The organism is Neomegalonema sp. (assembly GCF_028688855.1).
Classification (GTDB): domain Bacteria; phylum Pseudomonadota; class Alphaproteobacteria; order Rhodobacterales; family Rhodobacteraceae; genus Neomegalonema.
Genome location: NZ_JAQTXI010000002.1, coordinates 134666 through 160619 on the forward strand (window position 1 = coordinate 134666; position 25954 = coordinate 160619).

At 69.0% G+C, this 25954-nt stretch carries 24 protein-coding genes; 13 read left to right on the plus strand and 11 right to left on the minus strand.

Annotated elements, in window-relative coordinates; genetic code table 11:
* Nucleotides 1-421 precede the first annotated feature (421 nt).
* The 7 genes from PHN62_RS02120 (at nt 422) to PHN62_RS02150 (ending at nt 5572) form a co-directional block, all read left to right on the plus strand.
* The gene (locus PHN62_RS02120) at nt 422-811 is read left to right on the plus strand and encodes a hypothetical protein (RefSeq protein ID WP_300145614.1); all 390 of its coding nucleotides are present in this window, start codon (nt 422-424) and stop codon (nt 809-811) included.
* A 445-nt stretch (nt 812-1256) separates the two neighbouring features.
* On the plus strand, nt 1257-1649 hold the full coding sequence (locus PHN62_RS02125; protein ID WP_300145616.1) for a hypothetical protein: 393 nt from the start codon (nt 1257-1259) through the stop codon (nt 1647-1649).
* 34 nt (nt 1650-1683) lie between these two features.
* Nucleotides 1684-2205, plus strand: coding sequence for a YcnI family protein (locus tag PHN62_RS02130; protein ID WP_300145619.1), 522 nt, complete (start codon nt 1684-1686; stop codon nt 2203-2205).
* 63 nt (nt 2206-2268) lie between these two features.
* Nucleotides 2269-3873, plus strand: a complete 1605-nt coding sequence (locus tag PHN62_RS02135; RefSeq protein WP_300145621.1) for a CopD family protein — start codon at nt 2269-2271, stop codon at nt 3871-3873.
* A gap of 12 nt (nt 3874-3885) precedes the next feature.
* Nucleotides 3886-4392 (plus strand): copper chaperone PCu(A)C, encoded by a 507-nt coding sequence (locus PHN62_RS02140; RefSeq protein ID WP_300145623.1) that lies wholly within the window; start codon nt 3886-3888, stop codon nt 4390-4392.
* Nucleotides 4385-4990: an SCO family protein gene (locus PHN62_RS02145; protein ID WP_300145626.1), complete on the plus strand. Its 606-nt coding sequence runs from the start codon at nt 4385-4387 to the stop codon at nt 4988-4990. Before PHN62_RS02140 ends, PHN62_RS02145 begins: the two co-directional genes overlap by 8 nt.
* Nucleotides 4991-4993: 3 nt before the next feature.
* Complete coding sequence (locus PHN62_RS02150) at nt 4994-5572, plus strand: SCO family protein (RefSeq protein WP_300145629.1); 579 nt, start codon at nt 4994-4996, stop codon at nt 5570-5572.
* Here the strand turns inward: PHN62_RS02150 and PHN62_RS02155 are convergent.
* Genes PHN62_RS02155 through fabI form a run of 4 tightly spaced genes read right to left on the minus strand, consistent with a single transcriptional unit; the run spans nt 5556 to nt 11447 of the window.
* Entirely contained in the window at nt 5556-6785 is a 1230-nt protein-coding gene (locus PHN62_RS02155) for an acetate/propionate family kinase (protein ID WP_300145631.1), read from the minus strand. The genes PHN62_RS02150 and PHN62_RS02155 overlap by 17 nt on opposite strands.
* A complete protein-coding gene (locus tag PHN62_RS02160) occupies nt 6782-8164 on the minus strand; it encodes a bifunctional enoyl-CoA hydratase/phosphate acetyltransferase (RefSeq protein ID WP_300145633.1) in 1383 nt (460 codons plus the stop codon). Before PHN62_RS02160 ends, PHN62_RS02155 begins: the two co-directional genes overlap by 4 nt.
* 5 nt (nt 8165-8169) lie before the next feature.
* Complete coding sequence (locus PHN62_RS02165) at nt 8170-10671, minus strand: DUF3141 domain-containing protein (protein WP_300145636.1); 2502 nt, start codon at nt 10669-10671, stop codon at nt 8170-8172.
* Nucleotides 10672-10682: 11 nt separating this feature from the next.
* The gene (gene fabI / locus PHN62_RS02170) at nt 10683-11447 is read right to left on the minus strand and encodes an enoyl-ACP reductase FabI (RefSeq protein ID WP_300145639.1); all 765 of its coding nucleotides are present in this window, start codon (nt 11445-11447) and stop codon (nt 10683-10685) included.
* Nucleotides 11448-11798: 351 nt separating this feature from the next.
* Between fabI and pstS the strand changes: the two genes are divergently transcribed.
* The 6 genes from pstS (at nt 11799) to PHN62_RS02200 (ending at nt 18253) form a co-directional block, all read left to right on the plus strand.
* Nucleotides 11799-12878, plus strand: a complete 1080-nt coding sequence (pstS, locus tag PHN62_RS02175; protein WP_300145641.1) for a phosphate ABC transporter substrate-binding protein PstS — start codon at nt 11799-11801, stop codon at nt 12876-12878.
* 108 nt (nt 12879-12986) lie between these two features.
* Nucleotides 12987-14723 carry a Na/Pi symporter gene (locus PHN62_RS02180; RefSeq protein ID WP_300145644.1) on the plus strand — a complete coding sequence of 579 codons (1737 nt, stop codon included), beginning with the start codon at nt 12987-12989 and terminating at the stop codon, nt 14721-14723.
* Nucleotides 14724-14964: 241 nt separating this feature from the next.
* Nucleotides 14965-16254, plus strand: coding sequence for a substrate-binding domain-containing protein (locus tag PHN62_RS02185; RefSeq protein WP_300145647.1), 1290 nt, complete (start codon nt 14965-14967; stop codon nt 16252-16254).
* A gap of 24 nt (nt 16255-16278) precedes the next feature.
* Entirely contained in the window at nt 16279-16566 is a 288-nt protein-coding gene (locus PHN62_RS02190; protein WP_300145650.1) for a hypothetical protein, read from the plus strand.
* Entirely contained in the window at nt 16563-17165 is a 603-nt protein-coding gene (locus PHN62_RS02195; RefSeq protein ID WP_300145653.1) for a 5-bromo-4-chloroindolyl phosphate hydrolysis family protein, read from the plus strand. The genes PHN62_RS02190 and PHN62_RS02195 overlap by 4 nt, the downstream gene beginning before the upstream one ends.
* Before the next feature lie 23 nt (nt 17166-17188).
* Complete coding sequence (locus tag PHN62_RS02200) at nt 17189-18253, plus strand: hypothetical protein (RefSeq protein WP_300145656.1); 1065 nt, start codon at nt 17189-17191, stop codon at nt 18251-18253.
* A 69-nt stretch (nt 18254-18322) separates the two neighbouring features.
* On the opposite strand, the gene PHN62_RS02205 is transcribed toward PHN62_RS02200, so the two are convergent.
* The 7 genes from PHN62_RS02205 to PHN62_RS02235 form a co-directional block, all read right to left on the minus strand.
* Nucleotides 18323-19651 (minus strand): NtaA/DmoA family FMN-dependent monooxygenase, encoded by a 1329-nt coding sequence (locus tag PHN62_RS02205; protein WP_300145659.1) that lies wholly within the window; start codon nt 19649-19651, stop codon nt 18323-18325.
* A gap of 11 nt (nt 19652-19662) precedes the next feature.
* Nucleotides 19663-20529, minus strand: a complete 867-nt coding sequence (locus PHN62_RS02210) for an ABC transporter ATP-binding protein (RefSeq protein ID WP_300145662.1) — start codon at nt 20527-20529, stop codon at nt 19663-19665.
* Nucleotides 20526-21623 carry an iron ABC transporter permease gene (locus PHN62_RS02215; protein WP_300145665.1) on the minus strand — a complete coding sequence of 366 codons (1098 nt, stop codon included), beginning with the start codon at nt 21621-21623 and terminating at the stop codon, nt 20526-20528. Before PHN62_RS02215 ends, PHN62_RS02210 begins: the two co-directional genes overlap by 4 nt.
* Nucleotides 21620-22768 (minus strand): ABC transporter substrate-binding protein, encoded by a 1149-nt coding sequence (locus PHN62_RS02220; RefSeq protein WP_300145668.1) that lies wholly within the window; start codon nt 22766-22768, stop codon nt 21620-21622. The genes PHN62_RS02215 and PHN62_RS02220 overlap by 4 nt, the downstream gene beginning before the upstream one ends.
* A 556-nt stretch (nt 22769-23324) precedes the next feature.
* Nucleotides 23325-24701: an FAD-linked oxidase C-terminal domain-containing protein gene (locus tag PHN62_RS02225; protein ID WP_300145672.1), complete on the minus strand. Its 1377-nt coding sequence runs from the start codon at nt 24699-24701 to the stop codon at nt 23325-23327.
* Between the two features lie 59 nt (nt 24702-24760).
* Nucleotides 24761-25375: a 2-hydroxychromene-2-carboxylate isomerase gene (locus PHN62_RS02230; protein ID WP_300145675.1), complete on the minus strand. Its 615-nt coding sequence runs from the start codon at nt 25373-25375 to the stop codon at nt 24761-24763.
* Nucleotides 25372-25905: a TetR/AcrR family transcriptional regulator gene (locus PHN62_RS02235; protein WP_300145678.1), complete on the minus strand. Its 534-nt coding sequence runs from the start codon at nt 25903-25905 to the stop codon at nt 25372-25374. Before PHN62_RS02235 ends, PHN62_RS02230 begins: the two co-directional genes overlap by 4 nt.
* Nucleotides 25906-25954 lie beyond the last annotated feature (49 nt).

Here is a 25954-nt window from a genome sequence, read left to right on the forward strand (position 1 = left end):
CCGCCGTCCCCGACGCAAGCCGCAGGATGCGCGGGGTCCGTCCTCGCCGATTGAGACGCCCGATCCCAGCCCTACAACGGGTGTATGAATCTCTGCTTACGGCGCAAGCCCCCTTGACGTCCATCCGGTTCCGGCTCTGGCTTCCGGGAAAGCGACGATAGCGGAGAAGTCCCGGTTCGTCTCGCAGGATCTCCTTGAGATCCCTTCGAATTCCTCTATCCTTGCGCAGCAGTCTCCGGCAGGGGAGGCGCCCTGCGCAGGCCCGCTCCCCGAACTCTGGCGGGAGGGCCGCCGCGCCCGGGCCTTCGCCGGAGCCCGAGGAAGGATCTGCGGCGAAACGCCCCGAAAGCCGCCCGAACCCCCGGCCCGGAACCCCTTGCAACGCCTCGCCGGACGGCTATCCTGCCCGAAAGGGGGAAAGATGCGCAACAGACGCGGTCGGATCTCGGCGTTCAGGGAAGTCGGATCGGCGCTCGCCGTTCTGGCCGTCTGGGCGTTGACGCTCCTCGCGCCGCTGCATCAGACCTCCAGCCTCATGCGGGAGCTCGCCGCGCGCGGCCATGAGGCGGCGGTCGTCTGGACCCTCTGCAATCCGGCCGACGCCGACCCCGGGGATCCGGATCAGGCGGCGGTCGTCTGCCCCCTCCAGGGGATCGGCAAGCTCGGCCTGATCCCGCCCATGACCGGAATCGCGGAGATCGAGCTTCTGCCGCCCGCCCACATGGTCTGGGACCAGATCAGGGCGCGTCCGCCCGATGGGCCCGCGCCTCACATGTTCGCGCAGTCGCGCGCCCCTCCCGCCTTCTCCTGAACTCCTGCGCCGACGCCGACGCGCTCCGGGCTTCGCCCCGAGGCTGCTCCGTCTGGCCCTCCCCGCGCGCCGCCCCTCCGGCGAAGCCCGGGATGATCCGGATCCTCCCTTCCGGCCCCCTGCTCCCGACATCCTCCGGAATCCGGCGGAAGGGGACTCCCTCCCTCTTCGCCGCAGACGCCGCGCCTCCTCCATCCGGGGCGGCTCCCTCCCCCCATGGCCGAGGCCATGGCGCGGCGTCGGATGTTCCGGAGCCTGAAGACCGTCGCCCCTCGGGGGCGCGGCATGCGCCCTGCATCGCGGCCTTCGGGCTCCGACGACGCCTCGCCTCAGGATTCATGATGACGATTCCCCTGCCCGCCTCTCCCCCGTCCGCCTCCGGGCCCCCGGGCCCCGAAGCCCGCTCCCGCGCGACGCCCGCCGGAGAACCCATCGGAGCGCGCGCATGAGCCGCTCTGCGGAGGCGCGCGCCCTGCGTCGGGATGTCGGCCGCGCTCTGGCGTTGCTGGCGTTCTGGCTGCTGGTTCTGCTGGCGCCTCTGCATCAGGTTTCGCGTCTGGGGGGCGAGCTCCGCCTCGCCGGAGCGCGCGGCCTTTCCGACTGGACGCTCTGTCTGCCCGACGGAACGGAGCTGGAGGACGGCGCCTCGCCGCTTCTCTGTCCGGCTCAGGCCTTCGCTCATGCGCTGGCCGCGCCGCCCGACGTCACGGGCCTGCGGCTCCTTCCTCTCCCGCTTCCGATCCCGAGCCTGTCGTCTCTCTCGAGGCCCGCGCCGCGCCTCCGGCGTCGCGGGAGAAAGCAGGCGCGCGCGCCGCCCCTCCGCGCGCGATCCGCCTGACCTTCCCCTTCCATCTCCACAGAGAGACATGACGATGATCCGCAATTTCGCGAACTCCGCCTTCGCCTTCTGCCTTCTGGCCGCGAGCGCCGCGCCCGCCCTGGCCCATGTGACCCTCGAACAGGGCGAAGCCGCCGTGGGCTCCACTTATCGCGCGGTGGTGCGCGTGCCGCATGGCTGCGGCGCCGAGGCCACCCACACCCTGCGGGTGCAGATCCCGCAGGGCTTCGTCAACGTGAAGCCCATGCCCCTCGCGGGCTGGACCCTGGAGACCGTGACCGGCGCCTATGACGCCCCCGTGACCCATCGCGACAGCCAGGTGACCGAGGGCGTCCGCGAGATCGTCTGGTCGGGCGGAAACCTGCCCGACGCCTGGTATGGCGAATTCGTCTTCCGGGGCGCCTTCGCCACGGAGCTCGAAGCGGGCTCGACCCTCCATTTCCCGGTGGTGCAGGAATGCGCCAACGGCGAAGAGGCCTGGATCGACACGGATGGCGGCGAGGGCTCCCCGGCGCCGGGCGTGAAGCTGCTTCCGGCGGCCGCCTCGGCGCATTGAGTCCGTTCCGATCTCCCCGGAGGGCGGCGCAAGCCGCCCTCCCCCCAGACCGGAGGCGCCTTCATGCTCCCCCCTGCTCTTGCGGCCCTGCGACGAGGGCTGTCCGGCTGGCTTTCCCTGCTGGCCTTCCTTCTTGCGTCGCTGCTTGCGCCCGCCGCCGCCCAGGCGCACGCCATGCTGCTCTCGACCTCTCCGGCGGATGAAGCCTTGCTGCGGACTCCGCCCCCGCATCTGATCCTGAAGTTCAACGAGCCGGTGCGGCCCCTCTCCCTGCGGCTGACCGGCCAGGAGGGCGCGGCGCTCGACCTGACCTCCGGAGCCTCGGGCGGCGCCGAGCTGCGCATCCCCTTCCCTCCGGACCGGAACGGAACCCAGGTCCTGAGCTGGCGCGTCGTCTCGGACGACGGCCATCCCATCGCGGGGGCCCTGCTCTTCTCCATCGGCGAGATCACCGGCGCGGCCTCGGGCGCGCGGGAGGCCGCGCGAGCCGACCCCGCCCTGCGCGGCGCGATCTGGGCCGCGCGGGCCCTGACGCTCATCGGCCTGACGCTCGGAATCGGGGGGGCGCTGTTCCGCGCCTTCGCGGGGACGCCTCCCGAGGCCGAAGCGCCCATCCGTCTGCTGACCCTGATCGGCATGGCGGCTTCGGCGGCTTTCCTCGGGCTGCATGGGCTCGACGCCCTCGGCCTGGGCTTCTCCGCTCTGGCGAGCCGCGCGCCCTGGGCGGCGGGCTGGTCGACCAGCTTCGGCCCGACCGTCGCCCTGGGGATCCTCGCCGGAGCCGTCGCCCTCGCCGGAAGGCGGCGTCCTGCGGCCGGATGGCTCGCGGCGGGCCTTCTGGCCCTCGGCGCCGCCGCCAGCGGACACGCCGCAGCCGCCGCGCCTCAGGCCCTGACCCGACCTCTCGTCGCGGGGCACGCCCTCGCCCTGACCTTCTGGCTCGGCGCCCTGATTCCTCTGGCGCTCTGGATGCGGCGGGAGGATGGCGCCCTCGCGCTCGGGCGCTTCTCCGGAGCGATTCCCTGGGCCGTGGTCCTGCTGGCCGGGACGGGCTTCGGCCTCGCCGCGATCCAGCTTGGGCCCGATCCGGCGCTCTGGACGTCGCCCTATGGGCTCATCCTGGCGGCGAAGCTGGCGATTCTGGCTCTGGTCTTCGCTCTGGCGGCCTGGAACCGCCTCGCGCTGACCAGGCCCGCCCTGGCGGGCGAGGCTCGGGCGGCCGCGCGGCTCGGGCGCTCGATCCGTCTGGAGACGGGCCTCGTCCTGCTCGTGCTGGCTCTGGCGGCGGGCTGGAGGTTCACGCCTCCGCCGCGCGCTCTGGCGGATCTGGCGGCGGCGCCCGCGCCCGCCGTCACGACGCATTTCGGGACCGGCGAGGCCATGGCCGACGTGACCTTCACGCCGGGAAGCCCCGGCCAGATCGGCGTCGAGATCCTCCCCTATGACGGCGAGATGATCCCCGCCGAACCCCTGGGGATCACGCTGGGCCTCGCGCATGAAGGCCATGGACTCAACCGCCGGACCTGGACCGCCGAACGCGGCGAAGACGGCCTCTGGCGGGTCGAGAAGCTGATCCTGCCCCATCGCGGAACCTGGAGTCTCGATCTGGAGATCCGCCTCACCCGTTTCAAGCGCGTCCGCATCGCGGGCGAGATCGTCATCCCCTGAAGGAATCCTGTCATGAAATCCCTGCTTCTCTCCCTGACGCTCCTCCTCGCGGGGCCCGCCTTCGCGCAGGAGGCCGGCCACGCCCATGCCCCCGCCGCTCTGGAGATCTCGGGCGCCTTCATCCGCGCGACCCTGCCCAAGGCTCCGGTGGGAGGCGCCTATCTGACCATCGCCAACCCCGGCGCCCAGGACGACCGGCTGCTGGCGGTGAAGTCGCCGGTGGGCGACTCCGCCGAGATCCACGAGATGGCCCATGCGGAGGGCGTGATGTCCATGCGCCCGCTGCCGGAAGGCCTGCCCATTCCCGCCGGAGACAGCGTCTCCCTGACGCCTGGGGGATATCACATCATGATCAACGGCTTGACCGCGCCGCTCGTGAAGGGCGAGACTCTCGACCTGACGCTGGTCTTCGAGAAGGCGGGCGAAATCCCCGTCTCCTTCGAGATCCTCGCGATGAACGCCCGCAGCCATCCGGACAGCGGCGCCCACGGAGGTCAGGAGGGGAAAGGCCATGACTGAAGCCGGAAAGACGGGCCTGCGCGCCCTGCGGGTCGCGCTCTGGGGGGCGGTTCTGGCGGCGGGACTGGGCGTCTCCTGGTTCTTCGTCGCGGGAGGCGGCGCGCCGCGTCCGCCCTCCGTCGCCGACCAGATCGGCCAGGGCGCCTATCGGCTGACCACCACCTCGGGCGAGCCCTTCACGCAGGAGACCCTGCGCGGAGCGCCCTCCCTGGTGTTCTTCGGCTTCACCCATTGCCCGGACGTCTGCCCGACCACCCTCGGCGACATCGCCGACTGGCAGGAGATCGCGGGCGTGGAGATCCGCACCTTCTTCATCACCGTGGATCCCGAACGCGACACCCCCGAGGCCCTCGCCGATTACGTCGGCTGGCTGCCGGGCGCGGTGGGCGTCACCGGAACGCCCGAGGCTCTGGCCGAAGCCCTCGACGCCTTCAAGATCATCGCCTCGCGCCGACCCCTCGAAGGAGGAGACTACACCATGGACCACAGCGCCTACGTCATGCTCTTCGACAGGGAAGGCCGCTACAACCGGATCTTCAGCTATCAGACGGATTCCGCGAAGGCCGCCGAGAGCCTGCGCCGGATCATGGGAGGCTGAACCATGCGCAATCCGCTTTTTCGCACCCTGACCATCGGCCTCTGGGTTCTGGCCCTGGCGGCCGTGGCCTGGGTCTGGTTCGGGGCGCCCAGAGGCCAGCCCCTCGCCGCCGACGAACTGGGACGCGGCGCCTATCGGCTCACGACCCATGAGGGCCGCCCCTTCACCGAAGCCGATCTGCGCGGAGCCCCTTCCCTGGTGTTCTTCGGCTTCACCCATTGCCCGGACGTCTGCCCGACCACCCTCGCCGACATTGGAGACTGGCGGGATCTCGCCGGGAAGGAGATCCGCACCTTCTTCATCACCGTGGACCCCGAACGCGACACTCCGGAGGTTCTGGCGGAATATGTCGGCTGGCTGCCGGGGGCCCTCGGCGTGACCGGCCCGCGCCCGGAGATCGAGGCGGCCTTGCGGGCCTTCCGCGTCTTCGCGAGCAAGGGGCAGGTCGACGAGAAGGGCGATTACGCCATGGACCACAGCTCTTCGGTGCTGATGTTCTCCGGAGAGGGGCGCTTCATGGGGACCATCCCCTGGAGGGCCTCGGAGGCGGAGGCGGTCGGGAAGATCAAGGCGCTGATGTAGCCTCTCCTGCGGAGGAGGCGCCCGCGACGCCTTGGGCCGCCGCGCGGGCGGCCCGGGCGATCACGAGCTCCTCTTTGGTCGGGACGATCATCACCGTGGTCCGCGCGAACTCCGAAGAGATGATCGTGGCGCTTCTGGCGTTCAGCCCGTGGTCGATCTCGATTCCCATCCAGCCGAGCCGCTCGCAGATGCGCCGCCGGACCATGCGCGAATTCTCGCCGATGCCGCCGCAGAAGACCAGGGCGTCGACGCCGCCCATCACCGCCGCCATGGCCCCGAGCTCGCGCTGGATGCGGAAGACGAAGTAGTCTATGGCGCGGTGCGCCTCGGGGGTGTCGGCGGCCTCCAGAGTCCGCATGTCGTTGGAGAGCCCGCCCGAAAGGCCCAGAAGCCCGGATTCGTTATAGAGGATCTGGCGGATCTGCGCGGTGTCGAGCTTCTCCTGATCGAGCATGTAGAGCAGGACGCCCGGATCCACCTGGCCGCAGCGCGTGCCCATGGGCAGGCCGTCCAGAGCCGAGAAGCCCATGGAGGAGGCCACCGAGCGTCCGCGATAGATCGCGCACATCGAAGCGCCGTTGCCCAGATGCGCCACCACCACGCGTCCGGACATGAGATGCGGCGCGAGGCGCTCCAGTTCGCCGGTGACGTAGTCGTAGCTCAGGCCGTGGAAGCCGTAGCGGCGCACGCCCTTCTCGTAATAGCGGTGCGGAATCGCGAAGGTGTCGTTGACGAAGGGCTGTCCGCGATGGAAGGCCGTGTCGAAACAGGCGATCTGGGGAGCCTCCGGAAAGGCCTCCATCGCCAGACGCACCCCCGCCAGATTATGCGGCTGATGCAGGGGCGCGAAAGGCGAGAGCTTCGCCAGATCCTCCATGACCTGCGCGTCCAGCCGGACGGGCGCGGTGTAGGCCGCGCCGCCATGCACCACCCGATGCCCGATGGCCGCCAGGCGCAGATCGGGCCAGGCCGCCCGCAGACTCGCGATGACCGCCGCGAAGGCGCCCGCATGGCTGGTCAGGTCGGCGCCCTCGGGCGGGGGCAGGATCTCGCCCGCCGCCGTCCTGAGCTTCAGCGCGCCCTCGGGGCCGATGCGCTCGACCTGTCCCGAGACGAGGGGATCCTCTCCCTCAGGGCCGTAGAGCGCCGCCTTCAGAGAGGAGGAGCCCGCATTCAGCACCAGAAAGGCCTGATGCGCCTGATCCTGCGTCATGTCGCGCCTCCCTTGCGGGCGTGATGCAGAGCCGCCACCGCGCAGGAGGCCAGCCGCGCCATGGGGCTGTCCGAACGCGAATTGAGGATCACCGGCGCCCGCGCCCCCAGCACCAGACCGGCGCCCTCGGCGTGGCTGATGAAGGAGAACTGCTTCGCCAGCATGTTGCCCGCGTCGATGTTCGGCGCCACGAGGATGTTGGCCTGACCGGCCACGCCGCCCTTGAGTCCCTTGGTGCGGGCGGCGCCCATGTCGACGGCGTTGTCCATGGCGAGGGGGCCCTCCACCAGGCCGCCCTTGATCTGGCCGCGATCCGCCATCTTCGAGAGCAGCGCCGCGTCGAGCGAGGATTGAATCGCCGGATTCACCGTCTCCACCGCCGAGAGCACGCCCACGCGCGGCTCCATGCCGAGCGACAGCGCGAGGTCTATGGCGTTCTGGCAGATGTCCACCTTGGCCGCGAGATCCGGCGCGATGTTGATCGCGGCGTCGGTGACCATCACCGGCTCGGGGCGGCCGGGGACGTCCATCACGAAGACATGGGTGAAGCGGCGTCCGGCGCGCAGGCCCGTGGCCTTGTCGAGCAGCGCCCGCAGCAGGTCGTCGGTGTGGAGGTGGCCTTTCATCACCGCCGCCGCCCGGCCCTCGTGCACGAGGCCGCAAGCCGCCGTCGCGGCCTCGACGTCGCCGGAGACGTCGAGGATCTCGAAGCCCGAGAGATCCGCCCCCAGAGCCTCGCCCGCCGCGCGGATCGCCGAAGCCTCGCCGACGAGGATCGGCAGGATGATCCCTTCCTTCGCCGCCAGCAGCGCTCCGCCGAGCGAATTGGCGTCGTCGGGGCAGACCACCGCCACAGGCGCGGTCGGCAGGGCGCGGGCGCGCTCCACCAGAGCCTCGAAATGGCGGTGACGCTGGACGATCAGCCCCGGCACCTCGACGTCGTCGCGGTCGAACTTGACCCGAGGCGCAAGCAGCTCCGCCACCCCTGTGAGGATCGGCGCGCCGTCGGCGGCCTTCGTCGCGGAGACCGCCAGACGGACCAGACCTTCGGGCAGCTTCTCCAGCACCTCGACGCGGCAGAGCAGTTCGTCGCCCGGATGGGCGGAGCCGAGGAATTCGAGGCTCTGGCGGCGATAGAGCGCGCCCGGTCCGGGCAGCTGCGTCCCCAGAACCGCCGAGATCAGCGAAGCCACGAAGAGTCCCGGCGCGATCTGTTCGGGATGTCCGTCGCCGTCGGTGTCGGCGTTGGGCAGATGCATCGGGTTGAAGTTCCCCGAGCTGGCCGCGAAGACATAGAGGTCGTCGGGCGTCAGCAGCCGCCGGAGCTCGGCGGAATCGCCGGGCTCGATCTCGTCGTAGGTGCGGTTCACAAGACGCATCGGAGTCAGACCTCGTTCAGGGGCGCGGCGGACGGAAGCCCGGCGGGAGACGGCTCGGCGGGCGGGGGCCCGATGGGGAGCAGAGCCTCGGCCGCCCTCTTGTCGTCGAGGAAGGCGAATCCGGCCAGCGGGCTTTCGGTCACATCTTCGAGCGCCTCGGGCAGCCCGAGCGCCTCCGCGATGCGCCCCAGCAGAGCGAGCGCCGGAGGCGTCGCCTCCTTCAGGGGCCCGAGCACGTAGAGCGCCGCCTTCAGGGCGAGTTCGCGTTCGGCGCGTCCGGGCAGCAGCGCGGGCAGGGTCTCGACGGCGCGGAGGGGCTCGTAGGCGGCGATCAGCGTCTGGCTCTGGAGGATCCGCGCCCGCCGCTCGGCGCCGAGCGAGGCGAAGGGCTCCTCCTCCTCCAGCATCCGCGACAGACGCTCCAGACGGTCGCGGCGCACCTGCCTGCGCTCCTCGGCCAGCAGGACCAGCATCCGCAGGACGGCTTCCGGCAGGCCGCCCTTCCCGATCCCGGCCAGCGTCTCGACCACCTCGGGCAGGCCGCGCAGTTCGTCGGCGGTCTTGAGCGTGCGGCGGGCTTCGTGGTTGCGGCCGTAGAAGCGCGCCCAGGGCGAACCCCAGAGGCTGAAGAAGGTCAGCTCCTGCGCCATGTCGCGCAGATCGCGCCAGAGGTCGATGCTCTGCTCGACGTTGCGGACCCAGAGCGCCTCGGCGGCGAGGAAGGGATTCTCCGGCGCGGCTCTGGCGCGGGTCGCGCGGGCCTGCTCGGCGAGCCGGACCACGATCCGGGAAGCCGGATTGCGCGAGGAGACGAGCGCCCGCTCCAGACGCAGAGGATGCGTCGCCCGGCCCAGCTCGGCGGAGGAATCCGTGACCATGGCCTGAATCCAGGGCCTCAGGGCGCCGTCGTAGAGCTGGGCCTGAGCCTCGGAGAGGCGGGCCACGGCGGCGAAGGGGCGTTCGTCGGAGAAGCCGTCGTCCAGGGCGCGCAGATCGTCGAGACTGCGCTCCACGAAACTGACGGTGAAGCGCTTCTCGCCGTTCTGCTCGACCATCTCCTCGATGCGCATCTCGTAGAGTCCGGGCGCGAGGGCCTCGATGGTCTTGAGCGTCGAGGCGACCTGGGCGTGCTCCTTGCGGGCGATCTTCGAGGAGACGAAGATTCCCAGATGCCCGACCTCCTCATGGAGCATGTAGACGATCCGCTGGCCGCGGATGCGGATCTCGGCGGCGTCGGCGTAGGTCTCGGCGATCCAGTTCAGCGCCTGTTGCGGCGGCGTGATGTTGTCGCCCTGGCTTGCGAAGACGATGATCGGCGCGCGGATGGCCTTCAGGTCGATGGGGCGTCCGGGCTCCAGGCGGGCTTCGTTCTTCACGAGGCGGTTGCCGACGAAGAGCTGCTCGACGATCCATCGGATCTCGCGCTCGGTGAGCAGGAAGAATCCGCCCCACCAGCGTTCGAAATCGAGGAAGGTCCTTTCGCAGTCGTCCACGTCGCGGAAGAGGTCGGTGTATTTGCGGAAGAGCGTGCGGCCCGGATTGAGCATCTCGAAATTGCGCACGAGATGGGCGCCGTCGAAGATTCCGCCGCCGAGATCCGCGAAGAACATCGCGACCCAGCTTCCGCCCGTCAGACCGCCCTTGTAGCGCATGGGATCCTGTCCGACCTTGCCCGCCCAGGGCGCGACCGGCGCGCCGTTGACCACGATGGGTCCGGTCAGATCGGGATTGAGGGCCGCCAGAAGCAGCGTCGCCCAGCCGCCCTGGCAATTGCCGATCACCACGGGTTTTGGAGAATCCGGATGACGGCGCATGATCTCGCGCAGGAAGGCGGCCTCGGCGCGCGTGACGTGCGAGAGATATTGCCCCGGCTCCGGCCTGCGGCCGAAGGAGACGAAATAGACCGGATGGCCCTCGCGCAGCGCCACGCCGACCTGACTGTCCGGCTTGAAGCCGCCGATGCCGGGGCCATGGCCCGCGCGCGGATCGATGACGACATAGGGGCGGCGGGTCTCGCCGATGACGACGCCTTCGGGCGGCAGGATCCGCAGGAGCTTGTAATTGGAGGGGAAAGGCAGATCCTTCCCTTCCATGATCGTCTCGTGGCCGTAGATCAGCACCGGCGGACAATCCGCCGCCTCATGCTCCAGGAAGATGTCTCCGCGCTTGCGCAGGGCGTCGGCGGTCAGGGCGGCGCGCTGGGCGGCGTCGAGCAGATATTCCGAGAGATGCGCCCCGAGCCCGCCCGAGCCGCGGGCCTCGCGCAGGGCTCCGGCCAGAGCCCTCGTCTGTTCGAGCCCCTCGCGGAGGCGCTCGGCGTGGGTGCCGGAGATGCGCCGGACATGGCGCGCGGCCGCCGTCGCGAGGATCTCGGCGGAGCGGGCGACGCCGTCGGTTTCGGCCCTGGCCCTCCCCGTGACGCGGTCGATCCGGCCCTGGAGATCGGCCTCCATGCGCTCCGCGAAGGGATGCGCCGCAGGATCGAGCAGATCGAAGATGCTGGACATGTCCGTCTCCTTCAGGCGGTGATGGAGTAGCCGCCGTCGATGTCATGGACGCCGCCGGTCAGATTGCGCGCCGCGTCGGAGGCGAGGAAGGCGGCCATGGCCCCGACGTCCGCGATGGTGGCGAGCTGATGCGTGGGGGCGCGTCGGGCGGCCTCGGCGAGGAGGTCGTCGAAATGGTCTATGCCCGAGGCGGCGCGCGTCGCCAGAGGCCCCGGCGAGAGCGCATGCACCCGGATCCCCTTCGGCCCGAGCTCGGCGGCGGCGTAGCGGGTCGCGCTTTCGAGCGCGGCCTTGACCGGGCCCATCATGTTGTAATGGCGCACCACCCGCGAGGAGCCGAAGAAGGACACCGAAAGACAGACGCCGCCCGTCTTCATCAGCGGCTCCGCCAGACGGATCATGCGCAGGAAGGAATGGACAGACACGTCCATGGCCTGGGCGAAGCCTCCGGCGGAGCAATCCACCACGCGTCCGTGCAGATCCTCCTTCGGCGCGAAGGCGATGGAATGCAGCAGGACGTCGAGCCTGCCCCAGCGCTCTTCGATCCTCTCGAAGATCTCCTCGGTCTCGCCGGGCCTGGAGACGTCCAGCGGCCCGACGATTTCGGCCTCCAGCTCCTGCGCGAGGGGCTCGACATGCTTGCGGGCCTTGTCGTTCAGCCAGGTGACGGCCAGATCCGCGCCCTGCGCGCGCAGAGCCCGGGCGCATCCCCAGGCGATGGAGTCCCGGTTGGCGACGCCGACGATCAGGGCCTTGCGGCCTGCGAGCGAAAACATGGGGTCTTCCCGTCCTTTCAGGATCTCCAGAGCTTTAGGAGGCGGCTTGTGGCGATCTGATCTCAGTTTCGCGGCGATTTCATGTTGCAGCTGCGAAATATCGGAGCGGCCCCGCAGACGCGTCCTCCGCGCCGGTCGGCCGCCGGAAGTTTCCGTTCCGTCTGTCATCGTTCTGAAGGAAATCCGTCGCGGCTCCTTCAAGGACCAGTGCTAGCCAGAGCGCCGGATGGAGCGGGATTAATCTTTTTTTAAGATCTCTTCCTTGGGGGCGAGTCCTCCCGTTCGATCTCCGGAAAGATTTCGTCCTCCGCAGGCCCACGGCCTTCCCGGCGACGCAAGGAGAGATCGGTCATGATCGAAGCCCACGGCCTCCGAACATCAGGTGCGAAGACAGGTCTGGCGGGGGCCTTGTGCCTCGCCGCGGCTCTGGCGGCGACGAACCTTCAGGCCGCGCCGATCCAGGGCGCCGGCTCGACCTTCGCGGCTCCGGCCATCCAGCGCTGGTCGCGCGACTACGAGGCCCTGCGCGCCGACGGCGGCGACTTCGTCTCGCCGGACTGGCGCGTGGATTACGAACCCATCGGCTCCCTGTCGGGCGTGATGCGCCTGGCTCAGCCCGAGGTGGACTTCGCCGCCACCGAGGCGCCGCTGACCGTCGAGGAGCTGAAGGCGCGCGGCTGGATCCAGTTCCCCATCGTGATGGGCGGGATCGTGGCGACGGCCAATCTGGCGGGGATTCCCTCGGGCGAGCTGCGGCTTTCGGGTCCGGTGCTGGCGGGGATCTACCTCGGCGAGATCACGAGCTGGTCCGACCCGACCATCGCGGAGATGAACCCCGGCCTGAAGCTGCCCGACGCCGAGATCGCGGCGCTGCATCGCGCCGATGGCTCGGGCTCGACGCAGGTCTTCACGAGCTTCCTCTCCGAAACGAGCCCGGAATGGGCCGAAAAGGCGGGTTCGGATCTGCTGATCGCCTGGCCCGTCGGGCGCGGACAGAAGGGTTCGGGCGGTCTGGCGGCTCTGGCCGCCGCGACGCCCAACAGCCTCGCCTATCTGGAATACGGCCAGGCGCTGCGTCAGGGGCTTCCCATGGCGGCGCTCCTGAACCAGGCGGGCGAGTTCGTCGCGCCGGGCCCGGAGAGCTTCCGCGCCGGACTCGACGGCGTGGACTGGAGCGCCGAGCGCGGCTTCCTCGCGGACACGACCAATCTGGCGGGCGCGGGCGCCTATCCGGTGGCGGTGGCGACCTACGCCGTCCTGCCGCAGGATCGGGGCGCGCATCGTCTGCGGCGCGTCTTCGACGTCTTCCACATCGCCTTCAGCCAGGGCGCCGACGAAGCCGAGGCCCTCGGCTACATCCCCGTTCCGCCGCGGCTCGTCGGCGAGAACGAAGCCTGGTGGGCGAGCGTCGTCCCCCCGGCCGTGCGCTGAGTCCTCCCTTTCCGCCGTTCCGGCCGCCTTTCGCCCGGAGGGGGCCGACCCCTCCTGCGGAAGGCGCCTCAGGCTCGCGAGAGCCGCCTCTCAACAGCGAGAGACTTCATGGAAATCGACATCTTCAAGGACATCCTCGTCCCGGTCATCGGAGGGCTCGGGCTCTTCATGCTCGGCCTCGAGTTCATGGCCAACGGCATTCAGGCCCTTTCGGTCAACCGGATGCGCGCCTTCCTCGCCAAGGCGGCGGGCACGCCGATCAAGGGCGTGATGGCGGGAACGCTGATCACGGGCGTCATCCAGTCCTCCACGGCCATGACGGTGATGGTGGTGGGCCTCGTCAACGCGGGCGTGGTCGCCCTGAGGCCCGCCATCAGCGTCATCATGGGCGCGAACATCGGCACCACGCTGGGCAACGGCCTGATCGCGCTGCCGCTGGGGCCTCTGGGACTGATCTTCGCGGGGATCTTCGCGCTGGTCTACTGCTTCGGCAAGAAGGAGAAGACCCGCAACATCGCCCTGACCTGCATGGGCTTCGCGCTGATCTTCTATGGCCTGAACCTCATGACCGGCGGTCTGCGCCCCCTGCGCAACATGCCTGAAGTCATGGAGCTTCTCCAGACGCTCCACGCCGATTCCTATTTCAACCTGATCAAGTGCGTGCTGATCGCGGCCAGCATCACGGCGCTGATCCACTCCTCTTCGGCCACCATCGGCATCGTGATGGGTCTGGGCGCGGCGGGCGTGCTCGACTGGCAGACCGCCGTCGCCTTCTCGCTGGGCGCGGATCTGGGCACGACCATCACTTCCTGGATGGCCTCGCTCAACCTCTCCAAGAACGCCAAGCGCGCGGCCTATGCGCATATCTCCTTCAACCTGATCGGCGTGTGCATCACGGTGCCGCTGTTCTTCGTCTCCATCGGCGTGCTGAAGTGGGGCATGGGCGCGCTGGGGATGGGAGATCCTTCGGTCGCGGTGATGGTCAACGGCCACGAGACCTTCCCGCTGGTTCCGGTGGCGGTGGGCCTCTATTCGACGGTCTTCAACATCTTCAACACGCTGCTTCTGTTCCCCTTCGTGGGGGTCTTCGAGCGGGTGCTCTCGAACGTCGGGCGCACGGACGAAGAGGACGTCGAGGATTATTCGATCCCGAAATTCCTCAACCAGAAGCTCGCCGACGACTTCGCCGAGGCCGTCCCCGCCGTGCAGCAGGAGACCTCGCGTCATCTGCAGGCCGGCGCCATGTTCCTGAACATCGCCCGCGGCGACCGCAAGGCGCCCGCCGACCCCGGCGAACATTACCTCGCGACCGACATCCTCAGCCGCGACATCCGCAGCTATACGGCGAACCTCATGAAGGAGGATCTGCCCTACGAGCAGCTCGACCTGATCGCCAGCCTCATCGAGGAGGCCGACTTCACCGCCGCCCTCACCGAGTCGATGCATCAGGTGGCGCGCCGCGTGAAGCGCGAGAAGTTCGGGCCTCATGCTCAGGTGATCGTGGACGCCGCGCTGAACCGTCTCGACGCCGCGCTGCGCCCGATCCTGCCGACCTACGGCGTGCCGGATCCGGTGATGCCTCCGGGCCATCACGGGAGCTTCCCGGAGATCGAGGAGCTGCGCGCCCGCACTCTGGCGCTCGGCCCCGACGCCGGCGCCGGAGAGCGCGGAACCATCCTCGCGCTTCTGGGCTCGGTGGAGCGCGCGGAGCTTCTGATCCAGCGCATCGCCGCCGAGCGCGCTTCGGTGAACCGTCAGGCGATCCTGACGCGGGCCCAGTCGCGGACGCAGGCCGACCCCCGCCGCGACGAGGATCCGGGCTTCGACGCCGTCCCCGCCGAGTGATCCGAAGCTTCTCCATCCGCGATTCTGCGCCGCCCGTCTCCGCAAGGAGGCGGGCGGCTTCATGTCGGGTCTGTCATGAAACCGTCGCCTGTCCGTCGCATGATCCGGCCATGAAGTCTGAGAACATGACGACGACCAGGCCCCGCCGGATCTCCCGCGCCGATCCGCGCAGGCTTCGGATCCGTCCTTCCGGCGTCGCGAGCGCCCGCCGGAAGCCTTCCGCGTCTTCCGGAGACCCGTCATGAAGAAGCTCCTCTTCCTTCTGGTCCTGCTGGCCGCCGCCGGAGCGCTTTACGCCCTCTCCGGCCGCGCGCCGAAGCAGGAAGAGGCCTTGCGCATCCTCGCGGGCTCCGAGGCCGAGACCTTCAAGCCGCTGCTCGACGACTGGTCGCGGGAAAGCGGCGTGCGGGTGGATCTGGTCTCGCGCGGCTCGGTGGAGATCGCCCAGGCGCTCGGCGCGGGGCGCGCCATGGAGTTCGACGCCGTCTGGCCCGCCTCCTCGCTCTGGATCTCCTTCGGCGACGAATCCCGCGTGACGCGTCATGCGAAGTCCATCGCGCGCAGTCCGGTGGTCTTCGGGGTGCGGCGCTCCATCGCGCAGAAGCTCGGCTGGACCGGCGACCGCGAAATCCCGGTGGCGGAGATCGGCGCAGCCGTCTCCTCGGGCGAGATGCGGCTCGCCATGACCTCGGCGACGCAGTCCAATTCCGGCGCTTCGGCCTATTTCGGCTTCCTGCACGCCTTCGCGGGCGGGCCGGACCTCATCGAGACGAAGCATCTGCGCGACCCCGAGGTTCAGGAGCGGACGCGCGAATTCCTCGCGGGCGTGGACCGCTCCTCGGGCTCCTCGAACTGGCTGAAGGACAGCCTGATCGCCAGCTTCGACGCCTATGACTCCATGGTGAATTACGAGGCGCTGATCCTCGACGCCGACCGCCAGCTGACCGCGCGCGGCGCCGAGCCGCTGCATCTCGTCTATCCTGCGGACGGCCTCGCCATCGCCGACAGCACGCTCGCTTATGTGGATCGCGGCGACGCGGCCCAGGAAGCGCGCTTCCTCGCGCTTCAGGAGTTCCTGCTCTCCCCCGCGATTCAGAAACGCATCGTCGAGACCGGATGGCGCGCGGGGCTGATCGGAGCCCAGGCGCCGGAGGGCGGAATCTGGCGGCGCGACTGGGGCGTGGATCCGGCGCGGGTGCTGTCGCCGATTCCCTTCCCTCAGGGCGAGGCGGTCGGCGAGGCCCTGCGGCTCTATCAGAGCGAACTCCGCAAACCCTCCCTGACGATCTGGCTCGCGGACGTCTCCGGCTCGATGCAGGGCGAGCCTCTGGCGGAGCTGAAGCGGGCCATGACCATGGCGCTCGATCCGGAGCAGGCGGCCTTGTCGCTGCTCCAGCCTTCGGCGCGCGACGTGACCATCGTGATTCCCTTCGCCAGCGGCCCCGGCGCGCCTCTGGAGGCCGAGGGCGACGACCCCAAGGTGCTCGGGGCGCTGCTCTCCGAGGTGGAGGCCCTCGAGGCGGGCGGCTGAACCGATCTCTACGGAGCGCTGCTGGTGGCCTGGGGCCTCCTCGACGCCGCGGAGAAGGAGGGCTTGCTGAAGACCCATCTGCCCGCCGTGGTGGCCATGACCGACGGCGTCGCAGATCCGGCCAATGCGCCGGAGTTCATGCGCCTTCTGGCCGCCGGAGGGCTGGAGGCCAAGGCTCCGATCCATTCCATCGCCTTCGGAAAGGCCGACCTCGCCCAGTTGAACGAACTCGCCCGGAAAACCGTGGGCCGCGTCTTCCGCGCCGACCGCGGGCTGACGGAGGCCTTGCGCAGCGTGAAGGGCTATAATTGAACCAGGGTCTTCCAGATGGAGCGCGTCATGTTCTGGCCACGGCGGCGGCGGCGGCGGGCTTCCTCGGTCTTTATCTGGGGCTGAAGCTTTCGCCCTGGGCGGCTCTGGTTCTGGCGGCGGGGCTCTACGCCGGATTTCTGGCGCTCATCCCGACGCGCAAGGCGCCTTCGGAGATCTTCGTGGCCGATCACGTCTCGGCGGCCGATCTCCAGGAGGCGCGGCGCAAGCTCGGCGAGGCCTCGGAGCGTCTGCGGGCGGCCGCCTCGGGCGCCCTCCGCGTCGAGGATCGGGGACTCGCCGAATCCCTCGCGGGCCGGGTCGAGGAGCTGGAGCGCATCCTGAACGAAGACCCCTCCGATCTGCGCGCCTTGCGCCGCTTCATCGCGGTCTTCCTGCCGCGCATGGTCGAGAGCATGGAATCCTTCCTGCGGCTCGGACGCTCCGGAGATCCGGCGCTCGAATCGCGCATTTCGGTTCTGCGCGAGCAGATCGCGGCCTATCCCGCCGCCGTCGACTCCCTGGGCCGGGCGGCCCTGAGCAAGGATCTCACCTTGCTCGAGGCCGAAGTCGAGGCCTTGTCCTTCCAGATCAGGCGCTGACGCGGCGCGGAGGCTCTGTCATCATGAAACGCACCCTTCTCGGCCTTTTCATCCTCGGCCTCGTGGCTGCGGCGACGGTCTTCCTGACCCAGCGGCGCGGCCCGGAGCCTCTGGCGGTCTCGATGGTCTACGGCGGCGAGAAGACGGCCTTTCTGGAGAATCCCCGGCTGAAGGAGATCCTCGCGAAGGAAGGCGTGACGCTGTCGCTGCAGAGGGCGGGCTCCATCGAGATGGCCACCACCCTGGACGTGGCCGGCAAGGACTGCATCTGGCCTTCGAGCGCCGTGGCGGCGGAGATCGCGCGTCTGTCGGGCAAGCGCCCCGTGGCGGTGGAGACGATCTTCTCCTCGCCCATCGTGCTCTTCGCCTGGGACGAGGCGGCGACGGCCCTGACCTCCGCCGGACTGGTCGAGGAGCGCGGCGGCTTCCTCTACGGCGACACGGTCGCCATCGTCGGGAGGATCATGGAGGGCGCCCGCTGGCGCGAGGACTTCAAGCTGCCGATCTTCGGGCCTTTCCGGGTTCTCTCGACGGATCCGGCCATTTCGAATTCGGGGAATCTCTGGGCGGGCCTGCTGGCCATCGGCATGAACGGCGGCGAGCCGCCCGACCGCGAGCGCATGCGCGCGCTGACTCCGGCGATCAAGGCCTATTTCGACGCCATGGGCTACATGGAGACGTCCTCCGGCCCGATGTTCGAGGGGTTCCTGACCCAGGGGATGGGCGCGCGGCCCCTGATCTCGGGCTACGAGAATCAGCTCGTGGAGTTCGTGGCGCAGAACGCCGACGCCGCCGATCTGATCCGCGCGCGGATCCGGGTGATCTATCCGGAGCCGACGGTCTTCGCCTCGCATCCCATGATCGCGATGACGCCCGCCTGTCAGCGGCTGATCGGAATCCTGCGGAGCAAGGAGGTCCAGGACGTCGCCTGGTCGGATCACGGCTTCCGCACGGGCCTGATCGGCGTGACGAACGATCCGGCGGCCTTGCGGCTCGCGCGCCTGCCCGAGACCATCACGGCCGTCGCGCCCATGCCCTCGGCGGAGGCGACGCTCGATCTCGTCGAGGCCCTGCGCCACGCGCCCTGAAGCGCCCTCCCGCGCAGCCGCGCCGGACGACGACGCCCCCTCCGGAGCGTCGTCCCGCCTGCGCGCTCCTCAGGCCTCCTGAAGCCCGAGATTGCCGCGCAAGGTGTTGTGGGCGTAGTCCTGATGATAGACCCCCCGACGCTGAAGCTCGGGGATCAGGTGGTCGGTGATCGCCGAGAGCCCCAGATCATATTTCAGCGTGAAGGCGAGGATGTTGAAGCCGTCGGCGGCGCCGCGCTCGTATCTCTCCTGGAGCTGGTCGGCGACGTTCTCCACCGAGCCGATGGGGAACCAGTGCCCCGCTCCGCTGCTGTGATAGATGATGAGGTCGCGCACCGTGCGGACCTGGCCGCTCTCGATCAGCTTGCGGAAGACGCCGAACCGCGACTGACGCCCCTGGATGGCTTCGGTCTGCGGCAGCTTGTCCAGAGGAATCGGCGCGTCCAGATCCACGCCTTCGAGGTCGATTCCGCCGAACTGCCCCGCGAGCGACTGGCGTCCTTCCTCGAAATCGATGGTCTCGATCATCTTCTCCCAGTGACGGCGCGCCTCCTCGTCGGTCGAGCCGATGACAGGGGCCACGCCGGGCAGAACCTTGATCCGCTCCGGCGAGCGGCCATGCGCCTGCGCGAGGGTCTTGTAGTCGCGCAGCACCCGGATCGAGGGCTCGATCTCGGTCAGGCCGGTGGTGAAGATCACGTCCGCCACGCGGGCGCCCAGCTCCTTGCCCTTGGGCGAGGAGCCCGCCTGAGCCAGGATCGGCCTGTCCTGAGGGCTGCGCGAGAGGTTCAGCGGCCCCTCGACGGCGTAATGTTCGCTGCGCCAGTCGATGCGGCGGACCTTGTCGGGGGCGACGATCTGGCGGCCTTCGCCGTCATAGCTGACGGCGTCGGGATCCCAGCTCTCCCAGAGGGCGCGCACCACCTCGGCGAATTCCGAGGCGATGGCGTAGCGGTCGTCATGAGCGGGCAGCTCCTTGCCGAAGTTGCGCTCTCCGGCGGAGGAGGTGACGAGGTTCCAGCCCGCCCTTCCGCCCGAGATGTGGTCCAGCGAGAGGATCTGCCGCGCGACGTTGTAGGGTTCGGTGAAGCTGGTGGAGACCGAGGCCACCAGCCCGATATGCGAGGTCCGGGTGGCCAGGGCGCTGAGCAGCGTCACCGGCTCCAGGCCCGGCCTCGGGGCCTTCTCGCTGGCGACGAGGGAATCCGCCAGAAAGATCGTGTGGATCTTGCCCGCCTCGGCCTGCTTCGCCTGCTCGATGTACAGGGAGATGTCGGTGAGATCGTCGTTGCGCCCGTGCGTCCCGGATTTGCGCGCCTGACCCGTGCCGCCCAGCAGCAGGCCCAGCACGAAACCTTCGCCGCGTCCGCTGCTGCGTCCGCTCCATGTATCCGCCATGACCGGATTCCTTACGCGTAAGAGGTTTGCGCGAAACGCGCCGTCGCCGCGGCGGGGGCCGGGCGCAGGGGAAAGGGGATGGCCTCGACCGGAGCGAAGGACTCCGGAGCCTCCTCCTCCAGCGGATGGACCTGGACGAAGCCGCGATGATGCGCGAGCTCCACCTCCACGCCGTAGACCTTGCGGATCAGTTCGGGCGAATAGACCTCCGCCGGACGCCCCGCCGCCAGCACCTCGCCCTGATGCAGGAAGACCACCCGATCCGTGAAGCGCGCCGCCTGGTTCAGGTCGTGGATCGAGACGATCACCGCCACGTTGCGCTCGCGGGCGATCTTGCGCAGCACGTTCAGCGTCTGCCACTGGTAGCGGATGTCGAGCGCGCTGGTGGGTTCGTCCAGCAGCAGCACCTGCGGATCCTGCGCCAGAGCCCGGGCGATCAGCACGCGTTGTCCCTGGCCGCCGGACAGCTCCGTGACGGCGCGTTCGCCCAGCTCCTCCAGCCCCACGAGGCGCATGGCCTCCTCGACATGCCGCCAATCCTCTTCGCGGGGATGGGCGCCGAAATAGGGCGTGCGGCCCAGAAGCACCGCCTCGCGGATGTCCAGCGAGAAGGACAGCCCGATGCTCTGGGGCACATAGGCGACGATCTTCGCCAGCTCGCGCCGGGGCAGGCTGGAGAGATCGGTCCTCCCCTCCCAGGAGATCGAGCCGGCGCCATGCCGGTTGATCCCGGCGATGGCCTTGATCAGCGTGGACTTGCCCGCTCCGTTGGAGCCCAGAAGCCCGACGACCTCGCCTCTGGCGACGTCGAGGCTGGCCTGTCTGATGATGGTCTTCTTGCCGTATCCCACGACAAGCGAGGAGATGCTCAGGGTCATTCTACAGCCTTCTGACGCGTGATGATGAGGTAGAGGAAGATCGGAGCCCCCACGAGGGCGTCGATGATGCCCACCGGAATGACTCCCGGCGCGATGACCAGCCGACCCAGCGAATCCGCCACGATCAGCAGGAGCGCCCCCGTGATCGCGGAGAAGGGAATGAGGAACCGATGGTTCGCCCCCACCACCAGACGCGCGATATGCGGCGCCACCAGACCCACGAAGCCGATGATCCCGGTGAAGGCGATGGTCACGGCGGTGAGCGTGGCGGCGATGGCGATGCACTCCAGCCGCACCCGCGAGACCGGAACCCCGAGGCTCTTGGCGGGATCGTCCCCGGCGAAGGCGATGGCGTTGATCACGCCGCTGCGCAGCCGGACATAGGGAAAGACCGCCACCACAAGCGCCAGAAGCACGAGCACCTGATACCAGGCGGAGTTGTTCACCGAGCCCCAGGTCCAGCGCACGATGGCGGCCAGAACCTCGTCTTCGGCGAAATACTGGATGCAGGCCGTCAGGGCTCCGAAGAGCTGGGACAGGGCGATCCCGACCAGAATCAGCGTGGTGGGGTTCAGGTTGCGCGCCGAGGCCAGAGTCAGCACCAGCGCGGTGTTGAGGAAGGCGAAGAACAGCGCTCCCACCACCAGAGGCGCCGGACCGCCATGCACCGAGCCTCCGAAGAGGACGATGGCGATGGAGGCGCCGAAAGCCGCCGCCGGAGCGATGCCCAGCGTATAGGGGCTGACCAGAGGATTGCGCAGCAAGCCCTGAAACAGCACCCCCGCGACGGCCAGAGCCGCCCCGCCCAGAACGGCGAGCGCCACGCGCGGCACCCGCAATTCCCAGATGATGTTGTGCGCCTGAAGCTGGGCGCGGTCCGTGGGGGGATTCGAGGTCAGCTTCGACCACAGGATCTGGAGGACGTCGGAGAAGCCCACTCCGGAGTTTCCCACCCGCACCCCGGTGATCGCGGCGAAGACCACGGCCGCCAGTCCCAGCGCGATGGCCGCGTTCTGGAAGGCGTAGCGGTCGCGTCGGGGCGGGGCCGCGAGGCGCGGACCTCCCGCCCGACCGGTTCCGGCGGAACTCGTCATCGCAGGGCTCCGGCCTGAATGGCGGGGGCCGGCTGGCCGATGCGGTGGACGTAATCCGAAACCGGACGCGCCTCCACGCCTTGCAGCTCGAGCCACTGGGCGAAGAGCGCGTCCACGTCCACATCCGCGAATTTCTCGGGATAGAGCCAGGTGGCCAGGATCAGCGCGCCATATTGCTTGCCCAGCGCCGAGTAGAAGAAATTGTTGACGACGTAGACTTCGCCGTCCTCGACGGCCTTGATGCCGCTCCAGCCCGGACGCTCCGCGACCCGGCGCGCCTGAGCCTCGGCCAGTTCGCGGCTCCAGCCCTGATAGCCCTGGACCTGGCCGTCGACGCCCAGATGCACGATGACGTCCGGATCGCGGGTGATGACCTCCACCGGATCGACCGTATATTGATGCACCGAGGCGCTGCTCGAATCTCCGATGTTCACATCCTTGAAGATGTTGATTCCGCCGCCCAGCAGGATGGTGTCATGCCAGCCCGAGCCCGCCACCACCGTGACGGCGGCGGCGTTGTTCTCGAAGAAGACCGTCTTGCGCTCCACATCCTTCAGACGCTCGGTCAGCAGGGTTTCGATCTCGTCGTAGAGGCCCGCCAGACGCGCCGCGCCCTCCTCCTTGCCGAAGATGACGCCGATGTTGGGCAGTTGCGCGCGCAGGACCTTCGGATCCCAGACGCTGGCCACCACCACCTTGACGCCGAAAGGCTCCAGCTTGCGCACGGCCTCCTGCCAGGGGGAGTTGCGGCGGCCGAAATAGACTTCGGCGCCGGAGGCCACGATGGCCTCCCAATTGGGCTCGTTGTAATGGCCGACGTCGGGCAGCCCCGCCAGATTGGCGAAATATGCGCGGTTGGGCTCGGATTTCTCCGGATTCGACGATTGGTCGATGGCGACGATCGTATCCAGCGCCCCGATGGCGCGGGTGATCTCGGCCTGATACCAGAGATCCGGATAGACCGCCCGGATCGGCGTGCGCAGGGTCACTTCGCGGCCCAGTTCGTCGATGATGATCGTCTCGGGGCGGTCGTCCTCTTCGGCCAGAGCGGGGGCCGCGCCCCCTCCGGCGAGCAGCGCCGAGCAGCTGAGCGCCAGAAGCAGTCTTTTGCCGAGACCCAGGTCTCGCCGGGTGGTGGAGATCATGATGTCAATATCCCTGTCTTCTGCATCCTGCGGAGGCGATGGGCTTGGGTTCGGGCGTCCTCCGGGGCTCCGGCGCGGCGCCGAGGGCCTGGCCGGTCCCTCCGGTTCTGGCGGAGGGGAGATCCGGAGCTTCCGGAAGACCCGCTCTGAACTCCCTGACATGAAATATTCACTCCGGGAGATCGTCCAATAATTAGAAATGATTTTCTTATTTATTCAGATCACGAAAGATGAATTCAGAATACAAGGACGCGACGCCCGGGAATATGTCCCGTTCGCTCTGTGAATTTCATCCGTTTTTCTGAAGATCATGTCCCGCCGGACCCCGGATCGGACATGCGCGCTCCGGAGATCCGCAGGACAGGGTCCGGGAAGCGTCGAGAGGAAGTCTATCGGGACTCAGGCGAAAAGAGAATGACCTGTCTTTCTATTTTTCGTCAGATCCATAGACGGATTCGAGATGGATGTCCCATGCGCGCGGCGCGAATCCGGGGGTCTCCGCGTCGGGACGGCAGTCCCGGCCCGGAGCCGCAAGGCTTCCGCCCCGCGCAGCCTCTCAGAGATCGAAGATCTTGCCGGGGTTCAGAATCCCCTCCGGATCCAGGGCCTTCTTCAGGCGCGCCATGACCTCGACCGCCTCGCCCATCTCCTCGCGCAGATAGGCCGCCTTGCCCAGACCCACGCCATGTTCGCCGGTGCAGGTGCCGCCCACCTCGACGGCCCGGCGCACCATGCTCGAATTGATCCGCGCGACCGCCTCCATCTCCTCCGGGCTGTCGGGGTCCACGGCGAAGACGACATGGAAATTCCCGTCGCCGACATGGCCGAGAATCGCCGCAGGGACAGGGCAGCCCTCCAGGAGCGCCCGCGCATGCAGGACGCTCCCCGCCAGCTCCGAGACCGGCACGCAGACGTCCGAAGTCCAGCCCTTCGCGCCCGGCCTCTGCCCGACCACCGCATGATAGGCCTGATGCCGCGCCTTCCAGAGGCGGTTGCGCTCCTCGGGCGAGGCGGCCCAGGCGAAGTCTTCGCCGCCGAACTCCCGGACGATCCCGCCCGCAAGCTCCACCTGCTCGGCGACGCTCGCCGGAGAGCCGTGGAACTCGAAGGCGAGCGTATCGCGCAGAGGCAGGTCGAGGCGCGCATGGCGGTTCACGGCGGCGATCAGGCCGCGGTCCATCAGCTCCATGCGGGCGACGGGAATCCCGTGCTGGATGATCGCCATGGCGGCCTCCACCGCCTGGACCACATCCGGGAAGGAGCAGAGCGCCGCCGAAATCCGGGAGGGAATCCCGTGCAGACGCAAGGTGATCTCGGCGATCACCCCCAGCGTGCCCTCCGAGCCGACGAAGAGCCGCGTCAGATCGTAGCCCGCCGAGGACTTGCGCGCCCGAGAGCCCGTGCGGATGATCCGGCCGTCCGCCAGCACCACGGTCAGGGCCAGCACGTTTTCGCGCATGGTCCCGTAACGCACGGCGTTGGTGCCGGAGGCCCGCGTGGCCGTCATGCCGCCGAGGGTGGCGTCGGCGCCCGGATCGATGGGGAAGAACAGGCCCTGATCGCGCAGATCCGCATTGAGCCGCTCGCGCGTCACGCCCGCCTGGACCGTGCAGTCGAGATCCCCCGGACTGACCCGCAGGATGGCGTCCATCCGCGTCAGATCCAGAGAGATCCCGCCGCGGACCGCGATCAGATGCCCCTCCAGAGAACTCCCGGCGCCGAAGGGAATCACGGGAACCCGGAAGGCCGCGCAGAGCGACAGAAGCGCCGCGACCTCCTCCGTGGAGCGGGCGAAGACCACGCCGTCCGGCGGAGGCCCCCGGTGATGGGACTCCCCATGCGCATGTTGCGCGCGCGCCGCGGCGGCGGTCGTGAAGCCCTCGCCGAAGCGCGCGGCCAGAGCCGCCGCCAGATCCGCAGGAAGATCGCTCATGTTCCGCGCCCTCCCCGGCGCCGGTCGGGACAAGCCCGGAAAGGGTCGAAGGCGCCGCCTCAGGCGGCTTTCGCGACGCGGGACAGATGGCGCTCCAGGAAGAACAGATTGTCCTGTCCCCAATAGAGCTCGCCCTCCAGAAGATGAGTCGGAATCCCGAAGACTCCCGCCGAACGGGCCAGGTCGAGGTTCTCGCTCCAGGCCTTCCGGACCCGCTCGCCCCGAGCCTCGGCTTCGAGGGCCTCGGCGTCAAGGCCAGCCGCGCTCAGGAGGCCGCTCCGGACCCGAGCGTCTCCGATGTCGAGGCCCTCCTCCCAGAAGGCCTTCTGGAGGATCCGCGTCGGAGCGATCCAGTCCTCGCCGCGCGCGAGGGCCGCCAGAACCACGAAATTCGCCGGAGAGGGATCGGAGAGCCCCGTCCGCCCTTCGAGCTTCAGCGTCTTGCCGCGGAGCTCGGCCCAGCGGCGCAGATCCTTGAACCAGTAGGCGCGGCGGACCTCGGGCCGGTTGCGGGAGTAGATCCCCCCGTTCTCCTCGATCAGGGAGATCGGGCGAGGATCGAGGCGCGCGCCGTAACGCGCCGAAAGCTCCAGAAGAGGGTCGAGCCCGAGATAGGCCCAGGGAGACCCCAGACCGAAGAAATATCCGATGACCGCCATGGGCTTCGCTTTCATGTCTGCTTCTGTTGGAGAGACCATTCGAGGACGTCGAGCGCGCAGTCCCGCGAGGTCTCGACGAATGACGGATCGCGATGGACCGCCACGCTCGCCAGCGCGCCTTCGTAGAGCAGGGCCAGATGCCCCGCCGTCCGGGGCGAGGAGATCCCCGCCTCGGAGAGGATGCGGGCGAAGATCTCGCGCACCGCCGTCTTGTGCGTCCGCGCGATGGCCGACACGCGCTCGGATTCGCCATGCTCCGCGACGGCCAGCGCGAAGGCGCAGCCGCGGAACTCCGGAGCGTCGGCCTTGGCGCGCAACTGGTCGAAGATCGCGCCCAGCCGCGCCCGAGGCCCCGAAACGCCCTCCAGAGCCGCCTTCAGCGCCTCCAGCACGCGTTCGTGGCGCTCGCTCAGACAGGCGGCGACCAGATGCTCCTTCGAGGGGAAATGGCGGTAGAGCGTGGCCTTGGCCACGCCCGCCTCCGCGATGATGCGGTCCACGCCGACGGCCCGCACGCCCTCCCGGTAGAACAGGGCGCCGGCCACGCTCAGAATGCCTTCTCGGACGGGAGATCTCATGAATGTCCTGCACTGA

Excerpts from the sequence above, each read along its gene's own strand:
- PHN62_RS02180 (WP_300145644.1), top strand. The coding sequence starts at position 12,987 with ATGGAAATCGACATCTTCAAGGACATCCTCGTCCCGGTCATCGGAGGG.
- PHN62_RS02185 (WP_300145647.1), top strand. The coding sequence starts at position 14,965 with ATGAAGAAGCTCCTCTTCCTTCTGGTCCTGCTGGCCGCCGCCGGAGCG.
- PHN62_RS02155 (WP_300145631.1), bottom strand. The coding sequence starts at position 6,785 with ATGACGCAGGATCAGGCGCATCAGGCCTTTCTGGTGCTGAATGCGGGC.
- fabI (WP_300145639.1), bottom strand. The coding sequence starts at position 11,447 with ATGTTTTCGCTCGCAGGCCGCAAGGCCCTGATCGTCGGCGTCGCCAAC.
- PHN62_RS02125 (WP_300145616.1), top strand. The coding sequence starts at position 1,257 with ATGAGCCGCTCTGCGGAGGCGCGCGCCCTGCGTCGGGATGTCGGCCGC.
- PHN62_RS02120 (WP_300145614.1), top strand. The coding sequence starts at position 422 with ATGCGCAACAGACGCGGTCGGATCTCGGCGTTCAGGGAAGTCGGATCG.
- PHN62_RS02150 (WP_300145629.1), top strand. The coding sequence starts at position 4,994 with ATGCGCAATCCGCTTTTTCGCACCCTGACCATCGGCCTCTGGGTTCTG.
- PHN62_RS02135 (WP_300145621.1), top strand. The coding sequence starts at position 2,269 with ATGCTCCCCCCTGCTCTTGCGGCCCTGCGACGAGGGCTGTCCGGCTGG.
- PHN62_RS02140 (WP_300145623.1), top strand. The coding sequence starts at position 3,886 with ATGAAATCCCTGCTTCTCTCCCTGACGCTCCTCCTCGCGGGGCCCGCC.
- PHN62_RS02130 (WP_300145619.1), top strand. The coding sequence starts at position 1,684 with ATGATCCGCAATTTCGCGAACTCCGCCTTCGCCTTCTGCCTTCTGGCC.
- PHN62_RS02225 (WP_300145672.1), bottom strand. The coding sequence starts at position 24,701 with ATGAGCGATCTTCCTGCGGATCTGGCGGCGGCTCTGGCCGCGCGCTTC.
- PHN62_RS02205 (WP_300145659.1), bottom strand. The coding sequence starts at position 19,651 with ATGGCGGATACATGGAGCGGACGCAGCAGCGGACGCGGCGAAGGTTTC.
- PHN62_RS02160 (WP_300145633.1), bottom strand. The coding sequence starts at position 8,164 with ATGCGTCTTGTGAACCGCACCTACGACGAGATCGAGCCCGGCGATTCC.
- PHN62_RS02165 (WP_300145636.1), bottom strand. The coding sequence starts at position 10,671 with ATGTCCAGCATCTTCGATCTGCTCGATCCTGCGGCGCATCCCTTCGCG.
- PHN62_RS02215 (WP_300145665.1), bottom strand. The coding sequence starts at position 21,623 with ATGACGAGTTCCGCCGGAACCGGTCGGGCGGGAGGTCCGCGCCTCGCG.
- PHN62_RS02200 (WP_300145656.1), top strand. The coding sequence starts at position 17,189 with ATGAAACGCACCCTTCTCGGCCTTTTCATCCTCGGCCTCGTGGCTGCG.
- PHN62_RS02145 (WP_300145626.1), top strand. The coding sequence starts at position 4,385 with ATGACTGAAGCCGGAAAGACGGGCCTGCGCGCCCTGCGGGTCGCGCTC.
- PHN62_RS02210 (WP_300145662.1), bottom strand. The coding sequence starts at position 20,529 with ATGACCCTGAGCATCTCCTCGCTTGTCGTGGGATACGGCAAGAAGACC.
- PHN62_RS02230 (WP_300145675.1), bottom strand. The coding sequence starts at position 25,375 with ATGAAAGCGAAGCCCATGGCGGTCATCGGATATTTCTTCGGTCTGGGG.
- pstS (WP_300145641.1), top strand. The coding sequence starts at position 11,799 with ATGATCGAAGCCCACGGCCTCCGAACATCAGGTGCGAAGACAGGTCTG.
- PHN62_RS02220 (WP_300145668.1), bottom strand. The coding sequence starts at position 22,768 with ATGATCTCCACCACCCGGCGAGACCTGGGTCTCGGCAAAAGACTGCTT.